Consider the following 23,527-nt stretch of genomic DNA (forward strand, 5'->3'; position numbering starts at 1 on the left):
GAGTCAGACAATGGTTGCCCGCAGGTGGGACCCGTTGTTACCGCGGATCACATGCAGCCGGCTGGGGATGCGCTGGCGCATCTCGTCGACATGACTCACCAGGCCCACCACCCGCCCGCCGGCGCGCAGTTCGTCGAGAACGCCCATCACGGCGTCCAGGGTGTCGGCGTCGAGGCTGCCGAACCCTTCGTCGATGAACAGGGTGTCCAGGATGATCCCGCCCGCTTCGGCGGCGACGGTATCGGCCAGACCCAGCGCCAACGCGAGGGAAGCCATGAACGTCTCACCGCCGGAGAGCGTCCGGGCGGGACGCACGACGCCGGTGTAGTCGTCACGGATATCCAGCCCCAGTCCGCCGCGGCGGCCGTGGGTTCCGGCTCGATCGGTATGCACGAATTCGTATCGACCGGCCGACATCCGGCGCAGCCGCGCCGAACCCGCGACCGCGACTTCTTCCAGTCGTGCCGCGAGCACATAGGACCGCAGCGACATCCGGCGGTTGTTCTCCCCGCGCCCGGCGACCACCTCGGCCAGCCCGGCCAGTTCCCGGTACGCCCGCTGAGCGGGGGTGATCAGATCAACCGCCGCCCACAGCTGCCCGCACAGAGTTTCCAACCGGGTGACCCGCTGTACGGCGCTCGCGTGCACGGCCACCGCTTCGTCCAGGGCCTGCCGGGCCTTGTGCACCGCCTCGGCCAGCCCGGCGGCGTCGCGGGGGGCGGCCAGGACGGCTTCCTGGATCTCGGGTTCGTCCAGCACAGCCTGCGCGGCGGCGCGGATTTCGTCGGCGGCGGCGAGGGCCGCGCTGATCGCGTCCTGCCGGTCTCGACTCCGAGTCGCAGCGGCGATAACCGGTGAATATCCGCGCAGCACGCCGAGCAATCCGGCCGCTACCGATTCCCGCGGACCGGTGCGGCCCTCCACGGCCCGCGTATCGCCGGGACCCACACCGGCATCACTCGTCGTGATATCCGTTTCCACGGCGAAACCAGCTGCTACCGCGTGCCTTTCGACCCGGGACACACAAGTGGCGACGTTCTCCCATGCCGCCCGCGCGGCGGCGAGAGCTTCGCGCCGGTCACCCGCGGCGTGGATGAGCCCGTACAGGCGTTCACGCCGCCGGCCGATCGTCTCGTCCCGGCCGGCCGCGGCGTGCAACCTCCGGTCGATTTCGGCGAGCCGGGTTTGCGCGGCCTGGATCCGCTCCGCAACGGTTCCGGCCCGGGTCTCGGCCTCGCGCAGCTCATCGTGCAACCGGTTCTCGTCGGCCCGCAGGCGCGTGACCTCGGCAGCGCACTCGTCCGCGGTGGCTGCCATTTCCTCGGCGTCACCGCACCGGTCGGTGGCCCGGCGCAGCGCGGCGGCGAGTTCCACCCGGTCGGTATCGCCGCCCCGCGCGATCAACGCCTCGATATCCCGCTCCACCTCGGCCAACGCGGTCTGCGCGCGCTCCCGCGTGAGCTCCGCGTCCTGTTCCACCGCGACCGCCGCCGCTTCGTCCGCCTCGGATACCGCACTCTCACCCGCCCGGGCGGGTCGCGGATGCTCGGCCGATCCACAGACCGCGCAGGCCTGCCCGGCGACGAGGCGTCCGGCGAGTTCCGCTGCCATCCCGGCGAGCCGCCGCTCCCGCAGATCGAGCACATGTTCGCGAGCCTGGAGATGGGCCGACCGCGCCGCATCGAGTTCGACACGCGCGCGATCGAGTCCGGTGCGCGCCTGCGCCAGCCCGACCGCCGCGGTGGCCGCCTCCTGCAGCCGTTCGCATTCCGCTCGCAGCCCGGGCAGTGCCGCCTGAGCGTCACCGGCCTCCCGCGCCCGTGCCTGGGCGTTCGCGATGGTCTCCGGCAACTGTGCCCGGCGTTCGGTCAAACCGGCTGCCCGGGCGCGCAGTTCTTCCGCTGACTCGCGGAGTTCGACGAGTTCGGCCCGGAGTTTCTCCGCGACCGCGGCGTCGGCCCTGATCTCGTCCAGTTTGCCCAGCACCGCACTCCACCCGCGAATCGCCGAGTCCAGGGCGAGATCCTCGTCGGGAACAGCGGACCCCGCCGCAGCGCGCCGCGCGACATCATCGGAATCGGACCGGGTCTGTGTAAGGGGCTGAGCCGCCTGCGCGGAGTCCAGCGCAAAGAGAGCGAAATCGTCGTCCTCGGCGGTGACCCCCGCATCGTGGTGGGACGCGGTGGCCCGCTCCCCCGGCTCGCCGGTTCGGGACCCGCTACCACGCTCGGCAGCCTCCGGCGGCCGGACGAGATGTATTCCCGGAATATCGGTGCATTCGGGCTCGTCGACCAGCCCCGTCAACCGCCGGGCGGCCGAATCGGCCGCCACATCACATTGCCTCGCCGTTTCGACCGCGGTGTTCGCTTCCGCCAACGCGGCGGCCACCGGTTCGGCCCGGCGGGCCCGTTCGAGTTCGGCCCGGTCGGCCTGCCGCTGTCCGGCGCCGGCCGTGTACTCGTCGAACTGCTGCTGGGCCAGCGCCAGGCGACGACGCTGCTCGGCCGTGCGGCGCTCGCTTTCCGCTTCCTCGTCGGCGTGCGCCGACTCCTCCCGGCGCAATTCCAGTTCGCGCTGCGCCATATCGAGATCATCGCGGGCGGTGGACAGCAGGTCCTGCGACCATTCGACCGCGTCGAGCAGATCGATCCGCTCGGTGCGGTCGAGCCCCGCGGTCACCGCGACCCGGGTGATCAGCTCCTCGACATTGCGCTGCTGCGCGCCGATATGTTCACCGGCGGTTTTGCGCTGCGCGGTGAGCCACTGCTCGGCCGTGCCGAACCGGCCGGTATCGAACAGCTTCTCCAGCAGCCGCTCCCGGTCCTCGTTCTCGGCCCGCAGAAATGTGGCGAAATCCCCTTGCGGCAGCAATACGACCTGAAAGAACTGATCGGCGCTCATTCCGAGCAGGCGCACGACCTCGTCCCCGATCTCGTTGATCCGGGACAGGTTCGTCCGCTGCCCGTCCAGCCAGGTCAGCGTGGCCTTGGCGTGCTCCAGCCGGGTTCCGCTGCCGCGCAGCTTGGGCCGTTCGAATTCCGGGCTCCGGATGATCCGGACCCGGTGGCCGCCCAGTGTCGCCTCGAGCACCACCTGGGGCCGGATATGCGCGGGAGCGTGATCGGAATGCAGGCGTTTGTCACCTCGGGCACCCGGCACCCGGCCGTACAGCGCGTACGCGATGGCGTCCAGCACCGTTGTTTTCCCGGCACCTGTCTGACCGTGTAGCAGGAAGAGCCCGTCCGCGCCGAGCTCGTCGAAATCGACCGTGCTGGTATCGGCGAACGGGCCGAACGCCGTGATCTCCAGCCGGTGCAGTCTCATGCGGTGAGTTCCGTTCCGGCGGGATCCGGTTCCGCGGTATCTGCCTCGCCGGCGATCTCCGGCTCGCGTACCGCCGCCGCTATCGCCCGGGTGAGCCACTGCGTCTCGGACTCGCTGGGCTCCCCCCGCACATCGGTGAGGAAAGTGCGTGCTATCTCGGTATCGTCGCGCCCGCGCACCCTTTCCCGGTATTTCAGCGCCGGATCGCCCTGAGGACGCTGCCATTCCACGTGCACCGCGTAGGGGAAGCGCTCGCGAAGTTTGCGCATGGCGTCCACGGGCCGGGCGTAGTCGGTGAGTGACGCCGAGACGTAATGCTCTTCGGCCGGCGCCCAGGCCGAATCCGTGAGCAGTTCGTCCAGCGATCCGGTGAGTTTGCTCAGACCACGCACCTGCGGCAGATCGTGTTCCCGTACCCGCGCGGGGCCCGCGGCGTCCAGATCCACCAGCCACACCTTTTTCCGGTGCGAACTCTCACCGAAGGAATACGGCAGTGGCGATCCCGAATAGCGCACCGATTCGGCCAGTGTCTGCGGTGAATGGAGATGCCCCAGCGCGACGTAGGCGGCGCCGAGTTCGGTGAACATCCCCAGCGGAACCGTCTCCACCCCGCCCACCGATATCGAGCGCTCCGAACCACCGGCCACCCCGCCGACCACGAATGCGTGGGCCAGCAGCACCGCCCGTACTCCCGGGCGCTCCGCCAGATCCGCGCGAATCCGGGTCAGTACCGCGTCCAGCACCTCGGCGTGCGAGCGCGCCTGCGGAACTCCCAACTCGGCCCGGCATATCTCCGGCTCCAGGTACGGGATCCCGTAGAAGGCGATCTCACCGTGCTCGTCGGACAGCAGGATCGGCCGGTGCGAATCGGCCGGGGTGGTGCGTAGATACAGCCCGCCGGCGGCCGCGAAACTGGCGCCCGCGCCCAGGCGGGTCGGCGAATCGTGATTGCCGGAGGTGGCGACTATCTGAGCTCCGGCCGCCCGAATCGACTCGAATCCCTTGTTGCACACGGCAATCGCGTCAGCGCTCGGGATGGAGCGGTCGTATACGTCACCCGGGAGCACAACGGTGTCCACACCCTCCGCGGCGACGAGTTCGGCTATCGTCTCGAGTACCCGCGCCTGGTCGGCCAGCAGGTCCACGCCGTGAAAGGTGCGCCCGATATGCCAGTCCGACGTATGCAGGATTCGCATGACCGCGAATTTAGGGCAACCCACCGACACCTTTCAATGCGAATCCGGATACCCGTGCCGCCACACCGGCAACACGCCGACACTGTTCTCGCCGCGCACCATCCGGCTCGCCCCGTCCCCGCGGGCTTGTCCCAGAACCGACAGTGTCTCGAATGAGCCATTTCGGTTGGCTCCACCCACCGCCCTTGACGGTTGCGAATACGGCCGCCGAGCACCGTTTCCGCACAATCGGGCCGCCGGACCGGCCCTGCCGTAACACGGGCGACCCCTCCGGGCGATAGTGTTCATTACGTGGCTGCTTCCCAACGAGTGAATTCCCGGGTGCCCGCGCCGCAACGTTCGTTACTGCCGACGGTGCCGGGTGTACCGGCTTATGCCGCCGTGCTCATCGCGGCGGCGTGCACCTTCGTGGGTTTCCTCATCGATGCCCTCGGCGACGTCACGGACCTCACCGGCACCTTCAGCGCGTTCTACATACTCGGCTGTCTGGCGGCTGTGGCCGCCGTCCGGTTCCGCGGTCTGTTCACCACCATGGTGCTACCGCCGTTACTGATGTTCGTCGCGGTCCCGATCGCCTATCGCCAGCTCACCGGCAGCAGCACGGCCTCGCTCAAGGACATCCTGCTGAACCTGGCCATCCCGCTGGTCCACCGCTTCCCGCCGATGATGCTGACCACCGTGCTGGTGCTGATCGTGGCCGGGATCCGGATCGCCCAGTACCGGGCCGAGAAAGCGGCCGGCGATACCGCCGGGGCACGGCGCGGCACGAGCCGCAGCCGCGGCGAACGACGTACGAGCCGCGGCGCGACGAAGACCCGCGCGGAGAACCGGCCGCGCCGGGAGTCGGCCAAACGACCCGTACGCGCCCAATCGAAGCGGTCGCCGGCGGGCGAGGGCAAGCCTGCTCGCGCCAGTAAGCCGACACGCGCCGAAACGCTGGCCGCCCGCTCGAAGGCGAACGCGAAAACAAAGACGAAGGCGCGGCCCGAACGCCCCGGGCAGCCGGAACCCGATTACACCCGCGATGCCGCCCCCGAACCCCCGCGCCGCGGGGGCCGGCGCCGGCCCCCGGCACCCGCGGAGCCCGGCCCGCGGACGGCCGCGACCCGGTCTCGTGATCTCCATCAGCAACGCCCCCCACGGCCGCCCGCCCCGGCCCCGGAAGAACCCGCACGGGCACGGCCCCGGCGCGGCGGCGGTGAACCGCCCCGTCAGCCGCAGGTCACCCGGTTTCGCGGGCGCGAGCCCATCCCGGAACGGCGGCGACCGGACCGGATGTGATGTCCGGCCGCCGGGCGGCCCGGGGTTACGTCAGGCCCGGGCTGCCCGCAGCTCCCGCGGCAGCGCGAAAACGAGTGTTTCGTTCGCGGTGGTCACCGGCTGAACCTCACCGAATCCGTGTTCGGCCAGCATGTCCAGCACACCCCGCACCAGGATCTCGGGGACCGACGCGCCCGAGGTGATCCCGACGGTGTCCACCCCCGCAAGCCAGGCCGGGTCGATTTCGCGCGCGTAGTCCACCAGATACGACGCTTTCGCCCCCGCGCCCAGCGCGACCTCCACCAGGCGCACCGAGTTGGACGAATTCCGCGATCCGACGACGATCACGAGATCGCATTCGGGGGCCATGGCCTTCACCGCGACCTGCCGGTTCTGGGTGGCGTAACAGATATCGTCGCTGGGCGGATCCTGCAGCGCCGGGAACTTCTCGCGCAACCGGGAGACGGTCTCCATGGTCTCGTCCACGCTGAGCGTGGTCTGCGAAAGCCAGATCACCTTGGACTCGTCGCGTACCCGCACCCTCTCGACCGCGTCCGGACCGTCGACCAGTTGCACATGGTCGGGAGCCTCACCGGCCGTACCCTCGACCTCCTCGTGCCCCTCGTGGCCGATCAGCAGGATGTCGTAGTCGTCGCGGGCGAACCGCTTGGCCTCCTGGTGGACCTTGGTCACCAGGGGGCAGGTCGCATCGATGGTGCGTAGTTTGCGTTCGGAGGCGGTCGCGTGGACCGCCGGGGAGACACCGTGGGCGGAGAACACCACGAGCTCACCTTCGGGCACCTCGTCGGTGCTGTCGACGAAGATCACCCCGCGTTCGCGCAGGGTTTCCACCACGTGGCGGTTGTGCACGATCTCTTTGCGGACATAGATCGGTGCGCCGTGTTTCTCCAGCGCCTTCTCCACGGTTTCCACCGCGCGGTCCACGCCCGCGCAGTAGCCACGCGGTTCGGCGAGCAGCACTCGTTTCCCCTCCGGGGCCACGGTGGCGGCGCCGGCGGAGCGAGCGATTCCGACATTCAACGGTATTGCCGAGGACATGCCGACAGGATACGTGCGTGCCTTCCGCCCCGCTGCGGCCGTGCGCCACGGCACACCCCCGCAGGCGCGGCCGACCGCCGCCGATACCGGTGCGCAGCGGAGACAGCGCTCTGACCTGCAACGGAGGGATCATCACAGTTTCCGGATCCCATGCGCGGACGCCGACGGGCCCGGCAGGCGCGCCCCAATGGCCGTTCGCGGCTTGCCGGGTGGGCGCACCCTCTTTTGCTGACCGTGTGCTATCGGGCAGGCTAGTACCATGTTTCGACCACCGTTCCTGGCCCGTGTCGCCGCCGGAGCCGCCGTCTACGTTCTCGAGGAGACGCGCCGGCTACCTTCCGCGGCGGTGAAATTCCCCGTCACCGCGGTGAGCCAGCTGCTGCAGACCGGTATGCACGTCCAGCAGTTCGTCACCAGTCTCGCGATCAAAGGCGACTCGGTCTTCGACCGGATCATCAACCGTCCGGAAGAGCAGCCGGAATGGGCCACATTCGACGAAGACGAGGAGCTGCCCGTGCGCGCGCCGGGCGCCTCCGCTCCCGCCCGCAGTAGTGGGTTCGACCGGTTCGAATCCGATCCGGTCGAGGTCGAACTGGCACTGAAGGAAACCCTCGCCGGACTGCGCGCGATGCAGAACGGCAATGCCGTGCCCGAGGCCACCACCTTCGAAACCGAGGAGTGGGAATCGCCGGTGGTGACGGAGCCGACCCCGGAAACCGCAACCGGTGAGCGCGACACGGTCACGGCCGCCGACCCCGAACCGGAGCCGGAAACCGCGGGCGACCCCGAAACCACGGCGCCGGGCACTTCCGAGCCGGAGGCTGTGGGCGACCCCGAACCGGAACTCCCCGCGGTAGGCGCCCGCTACGACTACCCGAATATGACCCTCGCCCAGCTGCGCGGCCGGCTGCGCACCCTCACCGTCGCCGACCTGATCGCCCTGCTCGACTACGAGCAGCGCACCCTCGATCGCGCGGCGTTCGTCACCATGCTGACCAACCGGATCGCCACCGTGCGAGCCCAGTGACGGAAGCCGATTCGGTCGCCGCGGCCGGCCGGTCCGGTACCGGCCGGTCCGGGCAGCAGGCCGCGCCCGCCAATTCCGCCGAGCAGCCGTGGCCGGTGCGTTCGGTGTCGATGAAGGTCGCGCAATGGATCGACCGGCTCGGCAGCATCTGGGTCGAGGGACAGCTCACCCAGATCAATCTGCGACCCGGTACCCGCACGGCTTTTCTCGTGCTGCGCGACCCAGCCGCCGATATGTCGCTTTCGGTGACTTGCGATCCCGCGCTGCTCCGCGATGCCCCCGCGCCCCTGCAGGAGGGCAGCCGGGTGGTGGTGTACGGCAAACTCGGTTTCTTCACCGGCCGCGGCACGCTGTCGCTGCGGGTCACCGAGATCCGCCCGGTCGGGGTCGGTGAACTACTGGCCCGGATCGAACGGCTCAAGGCGCTGCTGAACGCCGAAGGGCTGTTCGACGACCGGATCAAACGCCCGATCCCCTTCCTTCCCGCGACCATCGGTTTGATCACAGGCCGCGGGAGCGCCGCCGAACACGATGTGCTGAGCGTGGCCCGGGGACGCTGGCCCGCCGTGCGGTTCGAAGTACGCAACACACCTGTGCAGGGTCCCTCCGCGGTGCCGCAGATACTGGACGCACTGACCGAACTCGACCGCGACCCGGCGGTCGATGTGATCGTGCTGGCCCGCGGGGGCGGCAGTGTCGAGGACCTACTGCCGTTCTCCGACGAGACCCTCTGCCGCGCGATCGTCGCCGCGACCACACCCATCGTCAGCGCGATCGGCCACGAACCCGATTCCCCGCTCTCCGACCTGGTCGCCGACCTGCGTGCCGCCACCCCCACCGACGCCGCCAAACGAATCGTCCCCGACGCCGCCGCGGAAACAGCGCTGATCGGCGAACTGCGTTCCCGCTCGGCGGCCGCGTTGCGCGGCTGGGTTCAGCGGGAGTCCGCCGCGCTGGCGCAGCTGCGCTCACGACCGGTGCTGGCCGACCCCATGCGTGAGCTCGGGTACCGCCACGACGAGGTCGAACGCCTCCGGACCGCGGCCCGCCGCAGCGTCGAAGACCTGGTCCGCACCGAATCCACCACCACCGATCATCTGCGCCGGCAGCTGACCGCGGTAGGCCCGGCCGCGACCCTCGCCCGGGGCTACGCTGTCGTGCAACGGGTGGCCGGCCCCGAACGCCATGTGGTGCGCGCCATCGAGGACGCGCCCGCGGGCAGTCAGCTACGGATCCGGGTCGGTGACGGCGCGATCTCCGCGGCCGGTCTGGGCACCACACCGCTCGGCGACCGCCGCTCCCCGGCGCGCCGGGCCACCACCGAACAGCCAGCCGACGAGACCGAGAGGACCTGACCGTGCCGGATACCAGCGCCGACGACGAAGTGGCCGAGATCGCCGGTTTCGGCTACGAACGCGCCCGTGACGAACTGGTCAATGTGGTGAAGATGCTGGAGCAGGGCGGTATGGATCTCGACGACGCCCTCGCCCTGTGGGAACGCGGTGAGGCGCTGGCCAACCGCTGCGCCGAACATCTGGCCGGTGCGCGGCAGCGCATCGAAAAAGCGCTGTCCGAATCCGACCGGTGACCGGGATCCCGGATTACAGGGGCCGCGCGGCGGTCACCGCCGCGGCCATCGTTTCGAAAGCCGCGGTATCCCCCGCCCCGCGGATCAGGACCCGGCTGTCACCGAAATCGGCGACCCACGCGGGTTCGGCGTCCGGTTCCGCGTACTCCACCCATTTCTGTCCGCCGGTTTCCCGGGTCCCCGTGGCGTAGCGAGCACCGACGATATGGTCCACCAGTACGTCCTCGGTGGCATCGCTCTGGTTCAGCTGCATATAGGTTCCCGCACCGGTGATGTAGCCGATGGTGCTCACCGTCCCGCCACCGGCGCCGGTGACGGTGTCGCGGCTGCCCGAATTCGGCTTCCAGTTCTCCGGCAGGGCCGGTTCGCGGATCGGGAACCGCAGATTCTGCGCATCCGAACGCAACGCCGAGGGCGCGTCGAAACTCGGGACGGTCCCCTGCGTCGGCCCGTTCGCCGCGAAACTGCACTGACTGGTGACACCGGCGAACACCACAGCGATCAGCACCAACGGGATCAGTGAGAAGAGCAGGTCCCGGTAGTCGTTCAGGATGCGTGGCTTCTGGTTCGGCACGCACTCAGTATCCCCGTGTCGCGGCACCTGCCCCGCGCCGCCCCCGGCACGGCCGTACCAGGTGATCAACTCCACGGATCCGGTCAATGCGACAATTACCGCGAAGTTACGACGCCAAGGAGGCACCCGCCATGACGGCATCTTCGACCCCTGCGAGCCGCCGCGAGGCACCCGACCGCAACCTCGCGCTCGAACTCGTCCGAGTCACCGAGGCCGGTGCCATGGCAGCGGGCCGCTGGGTCGGCCGGGGCGATAAGGAGGGCGGCGACGGCGCGGCCGTGGATGCCATGCGCCAGCTGGTCAGCTCGGTATCGATGCGCGGCGTGGTGGTTATCGGCGAGGGCGAGAAGGACGAAGCGCCCATGCTCTACAACGGGGAGAACGTCGGCGACAACACCGGCCCCGAGGTCGATTTCGCGGTCGACCCGATCGACGGCACCACGCTGATGTCCAAGGGTTCCCCGGGCGCCATCTCCGTACTCGCCGTCGCCGAACGCGGCGCCATGTTCGACCCGTCGGCCGTGTTCTATATGCACAAGATCGCCGTCGGCCCGGATGCCGCCGACGTGATCGATATCTCGGTCCCGATCGCGGAGAACGTCCGCAAGGTCGCCAAGGCGAAAGGCGCCTCGGTATCCGATATCACCGTCTGCATCCTCGACCGCCCCCGGCACGCCGACCTCATCCAGGAAGTCCGGGACGCGGGCGCCCGCATCCGCCTGATCTCCGACGGTGACGTCGCCGGCGCCATCGCCGCGGCCCGCCCCGATTCCGGCACCGATATCCTCGTCGGCATCGGCGGCACCCCCGAAGGCATCATCGCCGCGGCCGCCATGCGCTGTATGGGCGGTGTCCTGCAGGGCAAACTCGCGCCCAAGGACGACGAGGAACGGCAGAAAGCCATCGACGCCGGCCTCGACCTCGACCAGATCCTGGTCACCGAGGACCTGGTATCCGGGGACAATGTCTTCTTCTGCGCCACCGGCGTCACCGACGGCGACCTCCTGCGCGGCGTCCGCTACTCCGGCGGCGGCGCATCCACCCAATCCATCGTGATGCGGTCGAAATCGGGCACCGTACGAATGATCGACGCCTACCACCGCCTCACCAAACTCCGCGAATACTCCTCGGTCGATTTCCACGGCGACGAACACGCCGCCCCACCCCTGCCGTGATTTTGGCGCCGCCTCCGGCGTCGCGAGGGCCGGGGCCCTATTAACCCCGGCCTCAAAGGTTTGGCCCTCCGGCACTGCCTTCAGCCCTGGACCAGCTCACCCCATTCACAACGCCCCCACCCACACCCAGCTAATTCCCGGCATACTATTCCACCCCCATCCGAGCGGGTACTATCCTCCTGACCACCGAAGCGGTAGCGCTACGAGTCTCGAACCAGATAGCCGTCGCGTTGCCACCTCATAGCGCCGGAGTGATGAGTACACGGCCTCGCCCGCGTATCACGCCGGCCTGTCGCGAGAGGATGGACATGCACCACTTCACCCGACGTTCGGCCGGATTCACCATGGCCCTCGCTGCCGCAGGCCTACTCGTCGCAGGTTGCGGCGACGACGACAACTCCGTATCGGATTCCGTCGGTTCCTTGACTTCGGCGGTTATGCCCGGGGGCGACAACACCGGCACCGGCGCCCCGTCCGAGTCCCCCGGAGCACAGGGTTCCCCCAGCGAGACCACCGGCGCCGAGGGATCGGGCACACCCGACCAGGATCCCAACGCCGACGCCGGCGAAACCACCGTGCAGACACCGGACGGTACCGAGGTCACCGTCTCCGGCAGCATCTATCAGAAGTACAACGAGGCAGGCGGCCCCGCCGGCACCCTCGGTATGCCCGAAGGCGAAGAGCAGGTCGCGGGCACCGGTGGCCGCTACCAGAACTTCGTCGGCGGCACCATCTTCTTCAGCGAGGAGACCGGAGCCCACATCGTATGGGGCGATATCCGCGAAGCCTGGGAGGCCAACGGCGGCGCCGAGGGCGATCTCGGGTTCCCGACCTCGGACGAGGAGGACACCCCCGAGGGTAAGCAGAGCCAGTTCGAAAACGGCACCATCACCTGGAACTCCTCCGACCGAACCACCGAGGTCACCCAGAATTGATCACCGGCGAATGGGGCGCTCGCGTAGTGGGTGCCCCATTCCTGTCCACACCGATCTCGCCGAAAATGGTTGCCACCCCGGACTCCGGACGGAATTTCCGGTAACTTTCCACACCCTCCGGAAATGGTGCGTGATCACGATAGGAACTGGACCCGCGACCGACAGTTCCCAACCCTGCACGGCGCTCACCCGATCTCCCGTCCGACCCGCTACCGTGTGTGCGTGCAGAATCTGTTGAGCGACCGCGACCTGCTGGAATCCCTCGCGGTCGAAGTGGAACTGACCATCCGGCGCCATATCGAAACCGCCGACGAATGGCAGCCGCACGACTACGTCCCCTGGGACGACGGTCGGAACTTCGCCTTTCTCGGTGGTGAGGATTGGGACAGCTCCCAATCCGAATTGAGCGATACCGCCCGGCTGGCGCTCACCGTGAGTGTGCTGATCGCCGATAACCTGCCGTCGTATCACCGCGAGGTCGGCAAATACCTGCGGACCGGCGCGTGGTGGCGCTGGGTGGGGCGCTGGACGGCCGAGGAGGCCCGGCATTCCATCCTGATCCGCAACTACCTGATGGTCACCCGCGCCTGCGACCCGGTGGAACTGGAACGGCTGCGCATGCGTCATATGACCGACAGCTTCCGCCGGCCACCGCTGCACCTGCTCGATGTGCTGGCCACCTGCGCGTTCGAGGAGAAGGCCTCCGCCATCCGGCACCGCAATACCGCCGCGCTCGGCGAGAACCCGCTGGTTACCGCCATCAGTGAGCGGATCGCCCAGGACGACGAGACCCAAGCCGAAGTTTTCGCGGATCTCGTGGCGGCCGGTTTCGCCGAAGCACCGGATCAGACCATGCGCGCCGTCGCCGATCAGATCGCCGCGTTCCGGGTGCCCTCGGTAACGCTGCCCGATGGGCGCAGCAGCGATGAGGTGCTGGCCGCGGCCGGAATCTACGATCCGGCGAAACAGGACGAACTGGTTTTCGCCCCGCTGTTGCAGCGCTGGGATGTATTCGGCCGCACCGATCTCGGCGAGGCCGGCGAGGCGGCGCGGGCCGAACTCGCCCGTTTCCGGTCCTGACCTACGTTTTCAGCTCACCCGGCTGTACGAGCGGCGGTCCGCCACCGCCGCTCGTACAGCCGACCGGGTTCAGTCCTTGTCGATATTCGTCATGGACAGCACATCCAAGCGCCGGTCCAGTTCTTCTTCGCTGAGTTTCTCCCCGATCAGCCCGCGGTCGATCACCGTCTGCCGGATCGTCTTCTGTTCCCGCAACGCCTGTTTCGCCACCGCCGCGGCCTCCTCGTAGCCGATCGCCGAATTCAGCGGCGTCACAATCGACGGCGAGGATTCCGCCAGTGTGCGCAGCCGTTCGGCATTCGCGGTCAACCCGTGGATACACCGGTCGGCGAACAGCCGCGATACCGCCGCCAGCAGCCGAATCGATTCGAGCACATTGCGCGCCATCACCGGAATGTAGACATTCAATTCGAAATGCCCGCCCGCCCCGGCGAACGCGACCGCGGCATCGTTACCGACCACTTGCGCCGCGACCTGGGTAACCGCTTCCGGCAGAACCGGATTCACCTTTCCGGGCATGATGGAACTGCCCGGCTGCAGATCCGGCAGCTGCAGCTCCCCGAGCCCGGTGAGCGGTCCCGACCCCATCCAGCGGATATCGTTGGCGATCTTCGTCAGGCTCACCGCCACGGTGCGCAGGGCCCCGGAAACCTCCACCAGCCCGTCGCGCGCGGCCTGCGCCTCGAAATGATCCTCGGCCTCGGTGAGCGCGTCGAGACCAGTGCTGCGGACCAGTTCGGCCACCACTTTCGTACCGAACCCGGCGGGCGCGTTCAGCCCGGTCCCGACCGCCGTCCCGCCGATGGGCAGCTCACCCAGCCGCGGCAGTGTCGCCAGCAGCCGCTCCATCCCCGCCGCCACCTGCCGGGTGTAGCCGCCGAACTCCTGCCCCAGGGTGACCGGTACGGCGTCCATCAAATGCGTCCGACCCGATTTCACCACCGTCTGCCACTGCCCGGATTTATCCAGCAGCGCGAGCCGCAGATGTTCCAGCGCGGGCAGCAGATCCTTGATCACCGCCTCGGTGGCGGCCAGATGGGTCGCGGTCGGAAAGGTATCGTTCGACGACTGCGACATATTCACGTGATCGTTCGGATGCACCGTGACCCCGTTTTTCGCCGCGATCGAGGCGATCACCTCATTGGCGTTCATATTCGAACTGGTCCCCGACCCGGTCTGGAACACATCGATCGGGAACTGGTCGTCGTGCAACCCCTCGGCGATCTCCGCGGCCGCCGCGACAACGGCCCCGGCCCGCTCGGCATCCAGCAGACCGAGATCCCGGTTGACGACCGCGCACGCCCCCTTCAGCAGCCCGAGCGCCCGTATCTGCGCCCGCTCCAGCCCCCGCCCGCTGATCGGGAAGTTCTCCACCGCCCGCTGCGTCTGCGCGCGCCACAACGCGTCCACCGGAACGCGGACCTCACCCATGGTGTCGTGCTCGATGCGATACTGCGTCTCCTCGCTCATAACCCGACCCTATGCGCGCGCCCAGGGAAGTTGGGATGCCACGCTCGAGGTCTCGATCACCCCGACCGATCGATGCTCACAGTCCACGAGCCCACCGCGTGGCCGCGTGCGCTTCAGGCGCCGGTCGAAATCACCGCGCTCCCCATAGCCGACAAAGAGTCGAACGCGTCCAGATGTCCGAGTTACTCGACCTACTGCCTCAGGGCGGTATCGACGGCTTCCTACTTCATACTGCACCCACGGTAGGTCTGCGATGATTCGGCCGACGGTTCAGGAGATCGAACCGCGTGGCACGATCCAGCGCTGACGCAACCCGGGGTACGCGGCAGATATCAATTCGAAGTGTTCGTCGTAGTGCAGGACCACGGCACCATAGTGGACCGCGGAGGCCGCGATGAGGATATCGGTGGCCTGAGCGGAGCGTCCCTGACCGGCGGACCACAGCTGCTGCCGGATCGAGCGGGCGATCGGGTCGATCGCCGGGTCCATCGGCAGATAGCGGAACGTCTCGGTGTAGATCGCCGCCAGCACCAGGTCACCAGAATCCTCCCCCGAGTAGGCAGTCCGCCGAACCCCCTTTCCCCTTCACGTGCAGCTAGCGCCACTCACGTGGAGGCGGTGACTGTGGATAGTGCTGCGATTGTGCAGGGCCATGCGGCGGCGGGCGATGTGGGTATTGTTGCCACGGATAAGGCTGTTCGGCCGCCGAGACATAGTCCGCCGGTCTGCTGGGCTGGTTGTCAGGCAGCCAGTCGCCGCCGGTGGTCGGCGCACGCCATTTCGACGGGTCCGGCACAGCCGTGTCCGACCGGATTGCTTCGCTGGATGGCAGGGCTGCCGCCGCGCGCTGGTAGGCATCGACGATGCTCGCCGCCAGCGCATCAGGCCCTTTGGCGAAAGCGTGGGCGTCAATGGTCAGACTGTGCAGGCGACCAGACGACTCCAACCCGATCCCGATACCCCGGACATCAGCTGTGGCGATAGTCCTCGGCTCGACATGTGGTCTCGCCTGGGTGCCACCGCTGGGTGCGCCTCTGTCGTCGGCCACGGCTATATTCAGGCCACTCATGATCATGCTGATATCAGCTACCGCAGTGGGCGAGCCGGCGCGGACCGTGGCCGTGACCTGTATCAGGTACTGAGCAGGCCCCCTGTCTATCATGACGTACCGTGTGTATGCGACGAACTCGTCATCCTCGACGCGATACTTACCCAAGATGGCCGCCGCTGGGAAACCTGAACAGTCGCTGGTGTCGGCTTGGATATCCTGCCACCCCGGCATTCGCCGCGAATCGGTGTGTCCGCAACGAAGCAGTGTGGTGGAATCCACCGCCTGGTCCAGACGGCCGATCATGATTAGGACATTATCCGCCCAATTCGTAGCACCATCCGGAACCCTGGACCAGGCGCAGTACGCGCCGGGGAGAACTTCACGAGGGATTTCCCGCCACCCTTGCGGTACTTGGATAGAAACTCGGGGTGCCGCTACGGTATCCGGATGGACGGGCGTCGAATGGACATTGTTCTCAGCGAGGTACTCGGCGATGCTGAGAAAATGCTGCGTATCGCTCGAAAATACGCTCACGCTTCCCCACCTCCGACCTTCCGGGCCCGGTAGCCTCCTCTGTCCCCCCGCCCCACTCGAAGAAACCACTGCGGAACGTCTGGACGCGTCAGCAAATCTCTCCGTTTTGGGTTGCCGTGCAAATATGCCAGTATCGAAAACGCCGAATTAGGGTCACATCTATATGTATACAACGGAATGCCGAGGATTCCCACCTGGTCGAACATTCGATTTCCGGGAGGAGTCGAAATATCCGATAAATTAATATTCAATACCGGTAAGTTCTTGGCCCTTCCCGACGAGAAGGTACCCGGAGTGAGCGAGGTTATGTCGCCCCAGGAGACGAACTCTCGTTTTTCTTTCCCGAATGGAATCGAATGGCGTCGAACAATCCCTGCGGGGTGAACAGTTACTTGTATCGCCCACCTCCCGAGCAGACTGAAGAGCAGCACCGCAAGCGCCAGGACCACGGCAAATATCAGGGCAAATGTGGCACCTCCGCTATTCGACCTGGACATCGGTAGCAGGCTGTCGCCACCTGCGCGCCAGTCCAGCCAACCACATAACCCGTAAACCGACATGCCGACCAGTGCCGGAATAAGTCGTGTCATCTCGCGGTGGTCAACTGCTAACCGAATTCCTGCACCGTGCTCATCGTCGATGGTCGGCACAATTCCCGCATTTCTGAGCGGAAGATATCCACGCAGCATAGAGGCGAAGAAATACGCCAAACCCAGGAATGCCAGAAGTCCTCCAACCGATCCCAGGGACACTACTGGACCGGCGTCCCATGGAGCACCCAGAATCGGCGTGACAGCGAGCGCCAGGAATATTACCGTCATCAGAATCGGTAATGTCATCGCGGATTTCGATCGATCTCTCGGCCACCCCTCGATCCAGTCGACCTCGGGGAACGTGGCGCCTGTCATGACCATATCTTTTGAATTCCCTTGGACGTCAGGTACGCCGCTCCAGCGGCTACACCCGCACCGACAACGAACCCGACCGCGGTACCAACACCTGGAACCGGCACCGCGGTGCCGATCGCGGCGCCGACGGTGCCGCCGCTGACCCAAGCAGCGGTCGCTCCGCCTGCGGCCATGCCGACAGCAGTGCCAGCGGATTCACTGACGACAGCTTTTGTGGGGTCCATTCCCCCTTCGATGTCGTTGGTGATGGCAGGTACGGTGCCTATCGCATTTCCGATTATGCCCAGCCGGCTCAATCCAGTGGTGTACTTTCCATCTGCTAGATTTCCCCATTCTTGGACCCATTTCAGAACAGCGGTATCGTTCGCGCTTTTCGCTGCGCCTTCCAGTCCCATTTTCACACCGTCGGTCATCATTCCGGAGATGGACGCCGCTGTCATTGCCGGCACGTCCGGCTTCCAGTGAGCCCAGGGGGACGCAGCGATTTCATCGGGCAGCGCTTTGGGATCATCAGTTTTGATTTGTTTTACGGCGTTCACAACGGCCGTGAGGGTTTCATCGGAGGCCATGCGTTCGAGCTCGGCGTTGGCATCCGCGAGCCGCGACCCCCATTGCGCATCGGCGGTCAGCAGCGCCTCCGCCAGACCTGGCAGGCGAGCGAGCTGGATTCCGGCCTCGGAATTCCAGTCCTCGACTCCGCTGACACTCCAATCCTCGCCGACATCGACAGGAGCGTGCACGTAGTTGCGGAAGAGCACTTTTATTTCGGTGAGAGTGTGTTCCATCGCCTGATAGGCTCCGGTGGCTGCCGAGGCAAGGTCGTCGTAGACGGTGGCGATTGCCCGCATCTGTGTCTGTTCGCGGTCGGCTTTGCCTTCCGCCGCGACCTTGGCTTCACCTTTCCACATGAGACCGTTGTGGAGCGTGTCGTACATTGTGCCAGTGGCTTTGATGATCCCGTCGGCAATGCCTGTCGCATTGGTCGCCACTGTCGGCAAGCTTGAAACGTCCCAGCTGAGAACTTCGGTCGGGGTTGCCATCTCGGACTACTTCACCGCATGCGGATCGCCGGAATTCAGATCGACGGCGGCAGCGATTCGGTGGGCCGCATCGACATCGGTTCCGGTGAAGCTGTTCGCAGACATAGCCAACAGGCCGGACAGCTGATTGAATCGCGCGTTGAGCAAGTTTTTCGCACGAGTGCTGGCCGAATTGGAACTCATCAGCGCGGCGCCGACGGCCGAGCCTTTCAATGTATTCCCGACTCGTTCGGCGTCGAGCTTCGGCACCGCATCGATATCGCTGGGCAGCAGAGCTAATGCCGCAGCGGCCTGCCGCAGGCTGTCCTCGTCCACCTCGATAGACATATGTCTCCCCCTTCGCGCTGACATGCCCAGGGCCGTAATCCGGTCCGCCCATTCGTACCATGACCAGACCAGGAGTCTCCGATCCGGGGTCTTGAGATCATCGTATGGAAGGCGGCGTGCCGAACATGCCGGTGGACGGATCGAATTGTTCCGGGGCCGCGTACCGGAAACTCGCATACACCTCCCCGGTGCGGGTGAGGCCCACCGATTCGTCCAGCGCTTTTGCAATATCCAAATCCGCGAGCAGGACCCGCGGCTGCGGGCCGCGGGACAGCAGGATGTTCGCTGGCTTCACATCACGGTGCAGGATGTTGTGCTGGTGCGCGCGATCGGGGGCCCGGGCCGCATCCACACCGCATGGCCCGGAGCCAGGCCACCGTTATCCAGCAGCGCAGCGACATCAGTGCCGTCCACGTATTCCATCGCGATCCAGAGCCGATCCGCGTATTCACCACGGGCATACACACTCACGATATTCGGATGCGCCAGCCGCGCGGCGGTATCGGCCTCACGCTGGAACCGCGCCCGCACCCCGGGGTCGCCGGCCACTGCGGCGCCGAGCAATTTCAAAGCAACCGGACGCGGCAGATCGCGGTCCTGTGCCAGATAAACCTCCCCCATACCACCGACACCGAGCAGCCGCTCAATGCGATAACCGGCAAAATCATCACCCTGTGCCAGCACCACCCGGTTCCCCTCTGCACCTCGAAATCCCGGGTAACCCTCCTGGACTCCATCACCCGCTGCCCGGCCACGCGACACCCACCTATCCGCCGCAGCTGTGGCCCTGGGCAGTCCAGAACACCGGCGGCCGCTACGTCGCCCCGGAGACGGTCGGATTAGCTGCCGCGGGTCACAGCCCGGCCCCGTGGTGGAGCCGCGCCGCGCGCGAGGTCTGGGTCACCGCGCGATCATTTCAGCCCAGCAGGACGGATTGACAATGCGATATGTGCCGGTACTGTTCGGCGGGAACGCTGTTCGATCGATTGTGGGGATGTTGTGGGGGATCCGGCAGATTCGGCTCCGGTATTGCGGGTCGTCCCCGAACATGTTCTGGATGCGGGCAGATTCGTGCAGCTCACCGCCGATCAACTGGTGAACGCCCTGCACTCGCTCGACACCGATATCGATGCCGTACTCGGCGTGTGGAGGGGCAACTCCGCGAACGCCTACCGGGCGGGCTGGGACGAAACCAAACAGGGCGCGGTCGAGGTCCTCGAGGCCCTGTCGACCATCGCCGAGCTGCTGGGAGTCACCACCGCGACCTTCGTGGAACAAGACGACAGCAACTCCCAGAGCTACCCATCGCTCAACCTATAACCACACATGGGGATCCACCGTGCCCGAAGATTCGCAGGCTTTCCAGGTCGACCTCGACCAACTCGACAACCTCACCGCCCGCGCCGCGAACTTCATCGGCTTCCTCAACGACAGCCTCACCGGCCTCGAACAACGCATGGCCACCCTGCATCAAACCTGGGGCGGCGAAACGGCTACCGCCCAAGCCGACGCGTTCCGGAAATGGTCGAACGGGGCCACCGATGTCCGCGAAGGCGTGGACGCCATGCGCCAGGCCGCCGTCGACGCCCACACCCGCTACACCACCGCCATCCAAACCGTCCAGCGCATCCTCGGCCCCAGATAACCGTCGATGAACTTCATCAACGTCGACCCGGCCGTCTATTACGAGGCCGCCACCATCATCAACCGCGCGGCAATCGCATTCTTCACCACCTACAGCAACAATCTGAAAGCACTCGAACCCACCACAGCCATGGCCGGAAGCGTCGGCCCCGGCAAGGACTGGGCCATCTCCTACGACAAGCAGGTCCGCGAAACCAACAGCATGGTGACCGCACTGACCATGCTCCTGGACCGATACACCAGCGCCCTCAACCAAATCGGGCACACCTACGCCCTCGGCGACCACAACCCCGCCTCCGGCACCCCACCCCCGGAAAAACCACCCATCCCACCCCTGGCCTACGCCAGCTGCCCGATACCACCCCCCTCGGCCGGCGGCCCCGGCAGCGGATTGATCGACGACGGCCTCGACCTCGCCAAAAAGATCGGTATCGACCTGCCCGTCCCCGACGGCGACACCGACAAACTCAACACCGCCGCCACCACCTGGAACGCCCTCGCCCACGCCCCCGAAGTCACCGGCCTCCCCGCCGAACTCGAACGCGCCGCCGCGATGTTCCAGACCGTCACCGCACCCGAAGTCGCCACCATCGACGACGACCTACGCACCGCGAAAACCGCCGCCGAAGACCTGATCGCCGCCTTCACCGACCTCGCAGGCGAGTGCGCCCACCAGAAAACCGCGCACGACAAGATGAAAACCGACCTCCAAGGCATCCTCGACTCGTTCGCCAAAGAACTCGGCAAGCAAGTCGCCGTCACCGTCGCCCTCGCCGTCGCCGCCTCCGTCATCAGCTTCGGCGTCGGCAGCGCCGCGGTAACCGCCGTCCGAGCCGGCAAATTCGCCAAACTCGTCAACGACACCGTCGGGCTGCTGCGCGGCATCGTCGCCGCCGCGGGCCTCCGCCGCCTCATCACCCTCACCCGCAACCTCGCCGACACCCGCACCAAACTCGAACGCCTCCACGACGCCATCGAAACCGCCGAAGACACAGTCGAAGCCGGCGCCCCTGAGCCCCCACTCGCACAGAAATTGGCTGGTGCGCAGGTATGGACGAAAGGAAACCTGCCGGTCATCAATGGCCCGCCGAATGGATATATCGTCAAGAAGGACGCAAACGGTAACATCACAAACTACTCGTATTATGACGAAGATGGCGTGGCGACCAGCCGAGTCGATCTCACAGGAAAGCCACATTTGGACAAGCAAACAGGACAGTATATTCCTACGCCGCACGTCGTCGAGGTACAGAAGAATGTGAATCCGAAGACTGGTGAGATCTTCGCCAAGACACTCAGCGATACCGTACGTCCCGCTCTACCCCAGGAGATTCCGTGACCGATCCGAATGACGACTCAACCACCCTGGAGAACGCGTTGGCGGAATCCAGGAGCACGGATGGCATGACCAGAGATCACGCTATATATAGCCTAGCGGAATATATTCATGATGGCAGAGCAGTCGAACGCCTGCACGAGATGTTGGACGATGAGATCGTCACGATGCAGGTTGATGCCGCCGATGTTCTGGCCCGTAGGGGCGGCAAAGAAGGTATTTTCCTTGTCCTCGACGAGATCGGAAGACGTCGGGACGATCCGGACGCGGACTACATGGCCAACAGACTCTATGAGCTGGACGCAAGCGGTGAAATCGAGATCCTCGATATCATCGAGCCGGTACGAGACCAATTGTCAGATAATGGCGCCATCGGCTTCCAGCAGCTCAAAAGACTCCGAGGACGGGAGTAGCAATTCACTCGTATTCCCGGCGGAGAATCAGCCGTATGGCGTACTGACAGGCGAACCCAGCCCGCGGCGGGATTTCTGTGGGAGGTAGGCTCAAGCGAGCTCGACCGGTTTGTTTACGCAATGCATAATAGTCAATTCTCTAGCGATCCCAACTCTTGAACCAAGCGCCCGCCAGGCCGGTGAGGAAACCGTCCCAGTCCTCCGGACGGAAGACCAGGGCCGGACCAGCGGGGTTCTTGGAATCTCGCACACCGACCAGACCGTCACCCAAGAAGGCGACCTCCACGCAGTTTCCGTCTCCTTGACTTCTACTGCTTTTGAACCACTGGGCGGTTGACAAGTCACTCATTGTTCAACTCCTTCAATGCCGCGAGCACCAGCGCACCAGAATCCTCCTCCGAGTATGCAGTCCTCCGAATCCTTTCCCTAACGCGCGCATACTCGGCGACGTCCGACTCATCTTCGAGGTAGATCCTGCCGAAGTGACCTTCCATGTACACCACCGGCGCCTGCCGCAGCCGTGATGTCGGCATTGGAGGAAGATCGAACAGTACGAACGGTCCGGTGACTACGCCGACCTGGTCATTAGCGCGTCTGCTGACAACGCGCATGGTCACGTTCGGCCGATGAGAGACCTCCAGCAGGTGTGAAAGCTGGTCCGCGAGGACGGCTGGGCCTCCTATCGCGGTGGTCAGTACCGACTCGGCTATCAGCCCCTCGAAGTGAAAATCCGCCTTGTTCAACAGCTGCTGTCGCCGCGCAACGACGTCCAGGGTCGACTCCACCTGATGCGAGGGCATTTCGGGGAACTCCGCCCACAGCAATGCGCGACGATACTCCCTGGTTTGCAGCAGGCCGGGAACGAGACATGTCTCCCACGAAAAGACGTGTGTCGCAGATTCTTCCAGAGTAACGAAGTCGCTGAAGCTGTTCGACACCGAAACCCTCTGCGATAGCCACCATCCGCCATCGAACTTGGCGGACTTCCTGATGACCTGTGCGAGGTCGAGAACGATCGACCGCTCCTCGTCCGTACTAGAGAATGCGTTGCACAGCGCGTTCATGGCCAGATCGGTGACCTTGGTCTGCCTGCCGTCCTCCAATCGTCCGTAGGACTGCGGCGATACCTCCGCGACCCGTGCGGCACCGGACTGCGTGATCCCCTCGCGCAGGCGCATTTTGCGCAGCTGTCGCCCCAAGGCACGGCGGGGAAGCATGGACCCACTACCCACGATATTTACCCTCGCTAACTGGATTGGCTCTATATGGAAGGCGCCGTGGTGGAAAGTCGGCTTTCCCACGGCAATTCCCCAATGAAGAGGCGGCGCAACCGCGCGCCTGTCCTATCTACTGGGGATACGCCCCGCACGGGATGTTCCGCGACTCACCTTCGCGGAACGTCACCGCCGCAGCCGGAAATCTGCTGCGGGAGGGTCCGGCACCGTCCATATGCCCCCGCCGGACCCTGCGCCGGGCGTAGGCCAAGACTAACCCGAGGAGTGAAAGATGGTGTGTGATTGCACTTCTGCGCCACCGGCCGGTCCGGGCGTGACCTGCCACGTCCGGGTACCTGCCGGCCCAGGAAC

At 66.0% G+C, this 23,527-nt stretch carries 25 protein-coding genes; 11 read left to right on the forward strand and 14 right to left on the reverse strand.

The window, feature by feature from the left end; translation table 11 throughout:
- Positions 1–3 precede the first annotated feature (3 nt).
- Both ABZ827_RS16350 and ABZ827_RS16355 read right to left on the reverse strand, forming a co-directional pair.
- Positions 4–3,324 carry an AAA family ATPase gene (locus ABZ827_RS16350; RefSeq protein WP_357237588.1) on the reverse strand — a complete coding sequence of 1,107 codons (3,321 nt, stop codon included), beginning with the start codon at positions 3,322–3,324 and terminating at the stop codon, positions 4–6.
- Positions 3,321–4,520 carry an exonuclease SbcCD subunit D C-terminal domain-containing protein gene (locus ABZ827_RS16355; protein ID WP_357237589.1) on the reverse strand — a complete coding sequence of 400 codons (1,200 nt, stop codon included), beginning with the start codon at positions 4,518–4,520 and terminating at the stop codon, positions 3,321–3,323. The genes ABZ827_RS16350 and ABZ827_RS16355 overlap by 4 nt, the downstream gene beginning before the upstream one ends.
- A gap of 291 nt (positions 4,521–4,811) precedes the next feature.
- Between ABZ827_RS16355 and ABZ827_RS16360 the strand changes: the two genes are divergently transcribed.
- Positions 4,812–5,801 carry a DUF6542 domain-containing protein gene (locus ABZ827_RS16360; protein ID WP_357237590.1) on the forward strand — a complete coding sequence of 330 codons (990 nt, stop codon included), beginning with the start codon at positions 4,812–4,814 and terminating at the stop codon, positions 5,799–5,801.
- 30 nt (positions 5,802–5,831) lie between these two features.
- Here ABZ827_RS16360 and ABZ827_RS16365 read toward each other — a convergent pair whose 3' ends face one another.
- Positions 5,832–6,839, reverse strand: coding sequence for a 4-hydroxy-3-methylbut-2-enyl diphosphate reductase (locus ABZ827_RS16365; RefSeq protein ID WP_357237591.1), 1,008 nt, complete (start codon positions 6,837–6,839; stop codon positions 5,832–5,834).
- A 259-nt stretch (positions 6,840–7,098) separates the two neighbouring features.
- Here ABZ827_RS16365 and ABZ827_RS16370 point away from each other — a divergent pair, with 259 nt between their 5' ends.
- The 3 genes from ABZ827_RS16370 to ABZ827_RS16380 all read left to right on the forward strand — a co-directional run bounded on the left by ABZ827_RS16370 (position 7,099) and on the right by ABZ827_RS16380 (position 9,454).
- A complete protein-coding gene (locus ABZ827_RS16370) occupies positions 7,099–7,866 on the forward strand; it encodes a lipid droplet-associated protein (protein WP_357237592.1) in 768 nt (255 codons plus the stop codon).
- 95 nt (positions 7,867–7,961) lie between these two features.
- Positions 7,962–9,221, forward strand: coding sequence for an exodeoxyribonuclease VII large subunit (gene xseA, locus ABZ827_RS16375; RefSeq protein WP_357237726.1), 1,260 nt, complete (start codon positions 7,962–7,964; stop codon positions 9,219–9,221).
- A 2-nt stretch (positions 9,222–9,223) separates the two neighbouring features.
- A complete protein-coding gene (locus ABZ827_RS16380; protein ID WP_357237593.1) occupies positions 9,224–9,454 on the forward strand; it encodes an exodeoxyribonuclease VII small subunit in 231 nt (76 codons plus the stop codon).
- A 13-nt stretch (positions 9,455–9,467) separates the two neighbouring features.
- Here ABZ827_RS16380 and ABZ827_RS16385 read toward each other — a convergent pair whose 3' ends face one another.
- Complete coding sequence (locus ABZ827_RS16385) at positions 9,468–10,028, reverse strand: DUF4245 domain-containing protein (RefSeq protein ID WP_357237594.1); 561 nt, start codon at positions 10,026–10,028, stop codon at positions 9,468–9,470.
- 131 nt (positions 10,029–10,159) lie between these two features.
- Here ABZ827_RS16385 and glpX point away from each other — a divergent pair, with 131 nt between their 5' ends.
- The 3 genes from glpX to ABZ827_RS16400 all read left to right on the forward strand — a co-directional run bounded on the left by glpX (position 10,160) and on the right by ABZ827_RS16400 (position 13,218).
- The gene (gene glpX, locus ABZ827_RS16390) at positions 10,160–11,203 is read left to right on the forward strand and encodes a class II fructose-bisphosphatase (RefSeq protein WP_357237595.1); all 1,044 of its coding nucleotides are present in this window, start codon (positions 10,160–10,162) and stop codon (positions 11,201–11,203) included.
- Positions 11,204–11,511: 308 nt separating this feature from the next.
- Positions 11,512–12,138: an esterase gene (locus ABZ827_RS16395; RefSeq protein ID WP_357237596.1), complete on the forward strand. Its 627-nt coding sequence runs from the start codon at positions 11,512–11,514 to the stop codon at positions 12,136–12,138.
- A gap of 222 nt (positions 12,139–12,360) precedes the next feature.
- Positions 12,361–13,218: an acyl-ACP desaturase gene (locus tag ABZ827_RS16400; protein ID WP_357237597.1), complete on the forward strand. Its 858-nt coding sequence runs from the start codon at positions 12,361–12,363 to the stop codon at positions 13,216–13,218.
- Positions 13,219–13,287: 69 nt separating this feature from the next.
- Here ABZ827_RS16400 and ABZ827_RS16405 read toward each other — a convergent pair whose 3' ends face one another.
- From ABZ827_RS16405 to ABZ827_RS16440, 8 genes are all read right to left on the reverse strand, one after another.
- Positions 13,288–14,688, reverse strand: coding sequence for a class II fumarate hydratase (locus ABZ827_RS16405; protein WP_357237598.1), 1,401 nt, complete (start codon positions 14,686–14,688; stop codon positions 13,288–13,290).
- A gap of 270 nt (positions 14,689–14,958) precedes the next feature.
- Positions 14,959–15,219, reverse strand: coding sequence for a PIN domain-containing protein (locus ABZ827_RS16410; protein ID WP_357237599.1), 261 nt, complete (start codon positions 15,217–15,219; stop codon positions 14,959–14,961).
- Positions 15,220–15,283: 64 nt separating this feature from the next.
- Positions 15,284–16,273, reverse strand: coding sequence for an LpqN/LpqT family lipoprotein (locus tag ABZ827_RS16415; protein ID WP_357237600.1), 990 nt, complete (start codon positions 16,271–16,273; stop codon positions 15,284–15,286).
- Positions 16,270–17,181, reverse strand: a complete 912-nt coding sequence (locus ABZ827_RS16420; protein ID WP_357237601.1) for a hypothetical protein — start codon at positions 17,179–17,181, stop codon at positions 16,270–16,272. Before ABZ827_RS16420 ends, ABZ827_RS16415 begins: the two co-directional genes overlap by 4 nt.
- The gene (locus tag ABZ827_RS16425) at positions 17,178–18,221 is read right to left on the reverse strand and encodes a hypothetical protein (protein WP_357237602.1); all 1,044 of its coding nucleotides are present in this window, start codon (positions 18,219–18,221) and stop codon (positions 17,178–17,180) included. Before ABZ827_RS16425 ends, ABZ827_RS16420 begins: the two co-directional genes overlap by 4 nt.
- A gap of 6 nt (positions 18,222–18,227) precedes the next feature.
- On the reverse strand, positions 18,228–18,536 hold the full coding sequence (locus ABZ827_RS16430) for a hypothetical protein (RefSeq protein ID WP_357237603.1): 309 nt from the start codon (positions 18,534–18,536) through the stop codon (positions 18,228–18,230).
- Positions 18,537–18,645: 109 nt separating this feature from the next.
- Positions 18,646–18,843: a hypothetical protein gene (locus tag ABZ827_RS16435; RefSeq protein ID WP_357237604.1), complete on the reverse strand. Its 198-nt coding sequence runs from the start codon at positions 18,841–18,843 to the stop codon at positions 18,646–18,648.
- A complete protein-coding gene (locus ABZ827_RS16440) occupies positions 18,840–19,235 on the reverse strand; it encodes a protein kinase (RefSeq protein WP_357237605.1) in 396 nt (131 codons plus the stop codon). The genes ABZ827_RS16435 and ABZ827_RS16440 overlap by 4 nt, the downstream gene beginning before the upstream one ends.
- Before the next feature lie 312 nt (positions 19,236–19,547).
- Here ABZ827_RS16440 and ABZ827_RS16445 point away from each other — a divergent pair, with 312 nt between their 5' ends.
- The 4 genes from ABZ827_RS16445 to ABZ827_RS16460 are packed head-to-tail and all read left to right on the forward strand — an operon-like array spanning position 19,548 to position 21,941.
- Positions 19,548–19,868 carry a WXG100 family type VII secretion target gene (locus ABZ827_RS16445; RefSeq protein WP_357237606.1) on the forward strand — a complete coding sequence of 107 codons (321 nt, stop codon included), beginning with the start codon at positions 19,548–19,550 and terminating at the stop codon, positions 19,866–19,868.
- A 19-nt stretch (positions 19,869–19,887) separates the two neighbouring features.
- On the forward strand, positions 19,888–20,193 hold the full coding sequence (locus tag ABZ827_RS16450; protein ID WP_357237607.1) for a WXG100 family type VII secretion target: 306 nt from the start codon (positions 19,888–19,890) through the stop codon (positions 20,191–20,193).
- Positions 20,194–20,199: 6 nt separating this feature from the next.
- Positions 20,200–21,531 (forward strand): polymorphic toxin type 24 domain-containing protein, encoded by a 1,332-nt coding sequence (locus tag ABZ827_RS16455; protein WP_357237608.1) that lies wholly within the window; start codon positions 20,200–20,202, stop codon positions 21,529–21,531.
- On the forward strand, positions 21,528–21,941 hold the full coding sequence (locus tag ABZ827_RS16460; protein ID WP_357237609.1) for a hypothetical protein: 414 nt from the start codon (positions 21,528–21,530) through the stop codon (positions 21,939–21,941). The genes ABZ827_RS16455 and ABZ827_RS16460 overlap by 4 nt, the downstream gene beginning before the upstream one ends.
- A 139-nt stretch (positions 21,942–22,080) precedes the next feature.
- On the opposite strand, the gene ABZ827_RS16465 is transcribed toward ABZ827_RS16460, so the two are convergent.
- Together ABZ827_RS16465 and ABZ827_RS16470 are read right to left on the reverse strand one after the other, a co-directional pair.
- The gene (locus ABZ827_RS16465; RefSeq protein ID WP_357237610.1) at positions 22,081–22,290 is read right to left on the reverse strand and encodes a DUF397 domain-containing protein; all 210 of its coding nucleotides are present in this window, start codon (positions 22,288–22,290) and stop codon (positions 22,081–22,083) included.
- A complete protein-coding gene (locus tag ABZ827_RS16470) occupies positions 22,283–23,158 on the reverse strand; it encodes a helix-turn-helix transcriptional regulator (RefSeq protein ID WP_357237727.1) in 876 nt (291 codons plus the stop codon). The genes ABZ827_RS16465 and ABZ827_RS16470 overlap by 8 nt, the downstream gene beginning before the upstream one ends.
- Between the last annotated feature and the right edge of the window lie 369 nt (positions 23,159–23,527).

Source organism: Nocardia sp. NPDC019395, assembly GCF_040632335.1.
Taxonomy (GTDB): domain Bacteria; phylum Actinomycetota; class Actinomycetes; order Mycobacteriales; family Mycobacteriaceae; genus Nocardia.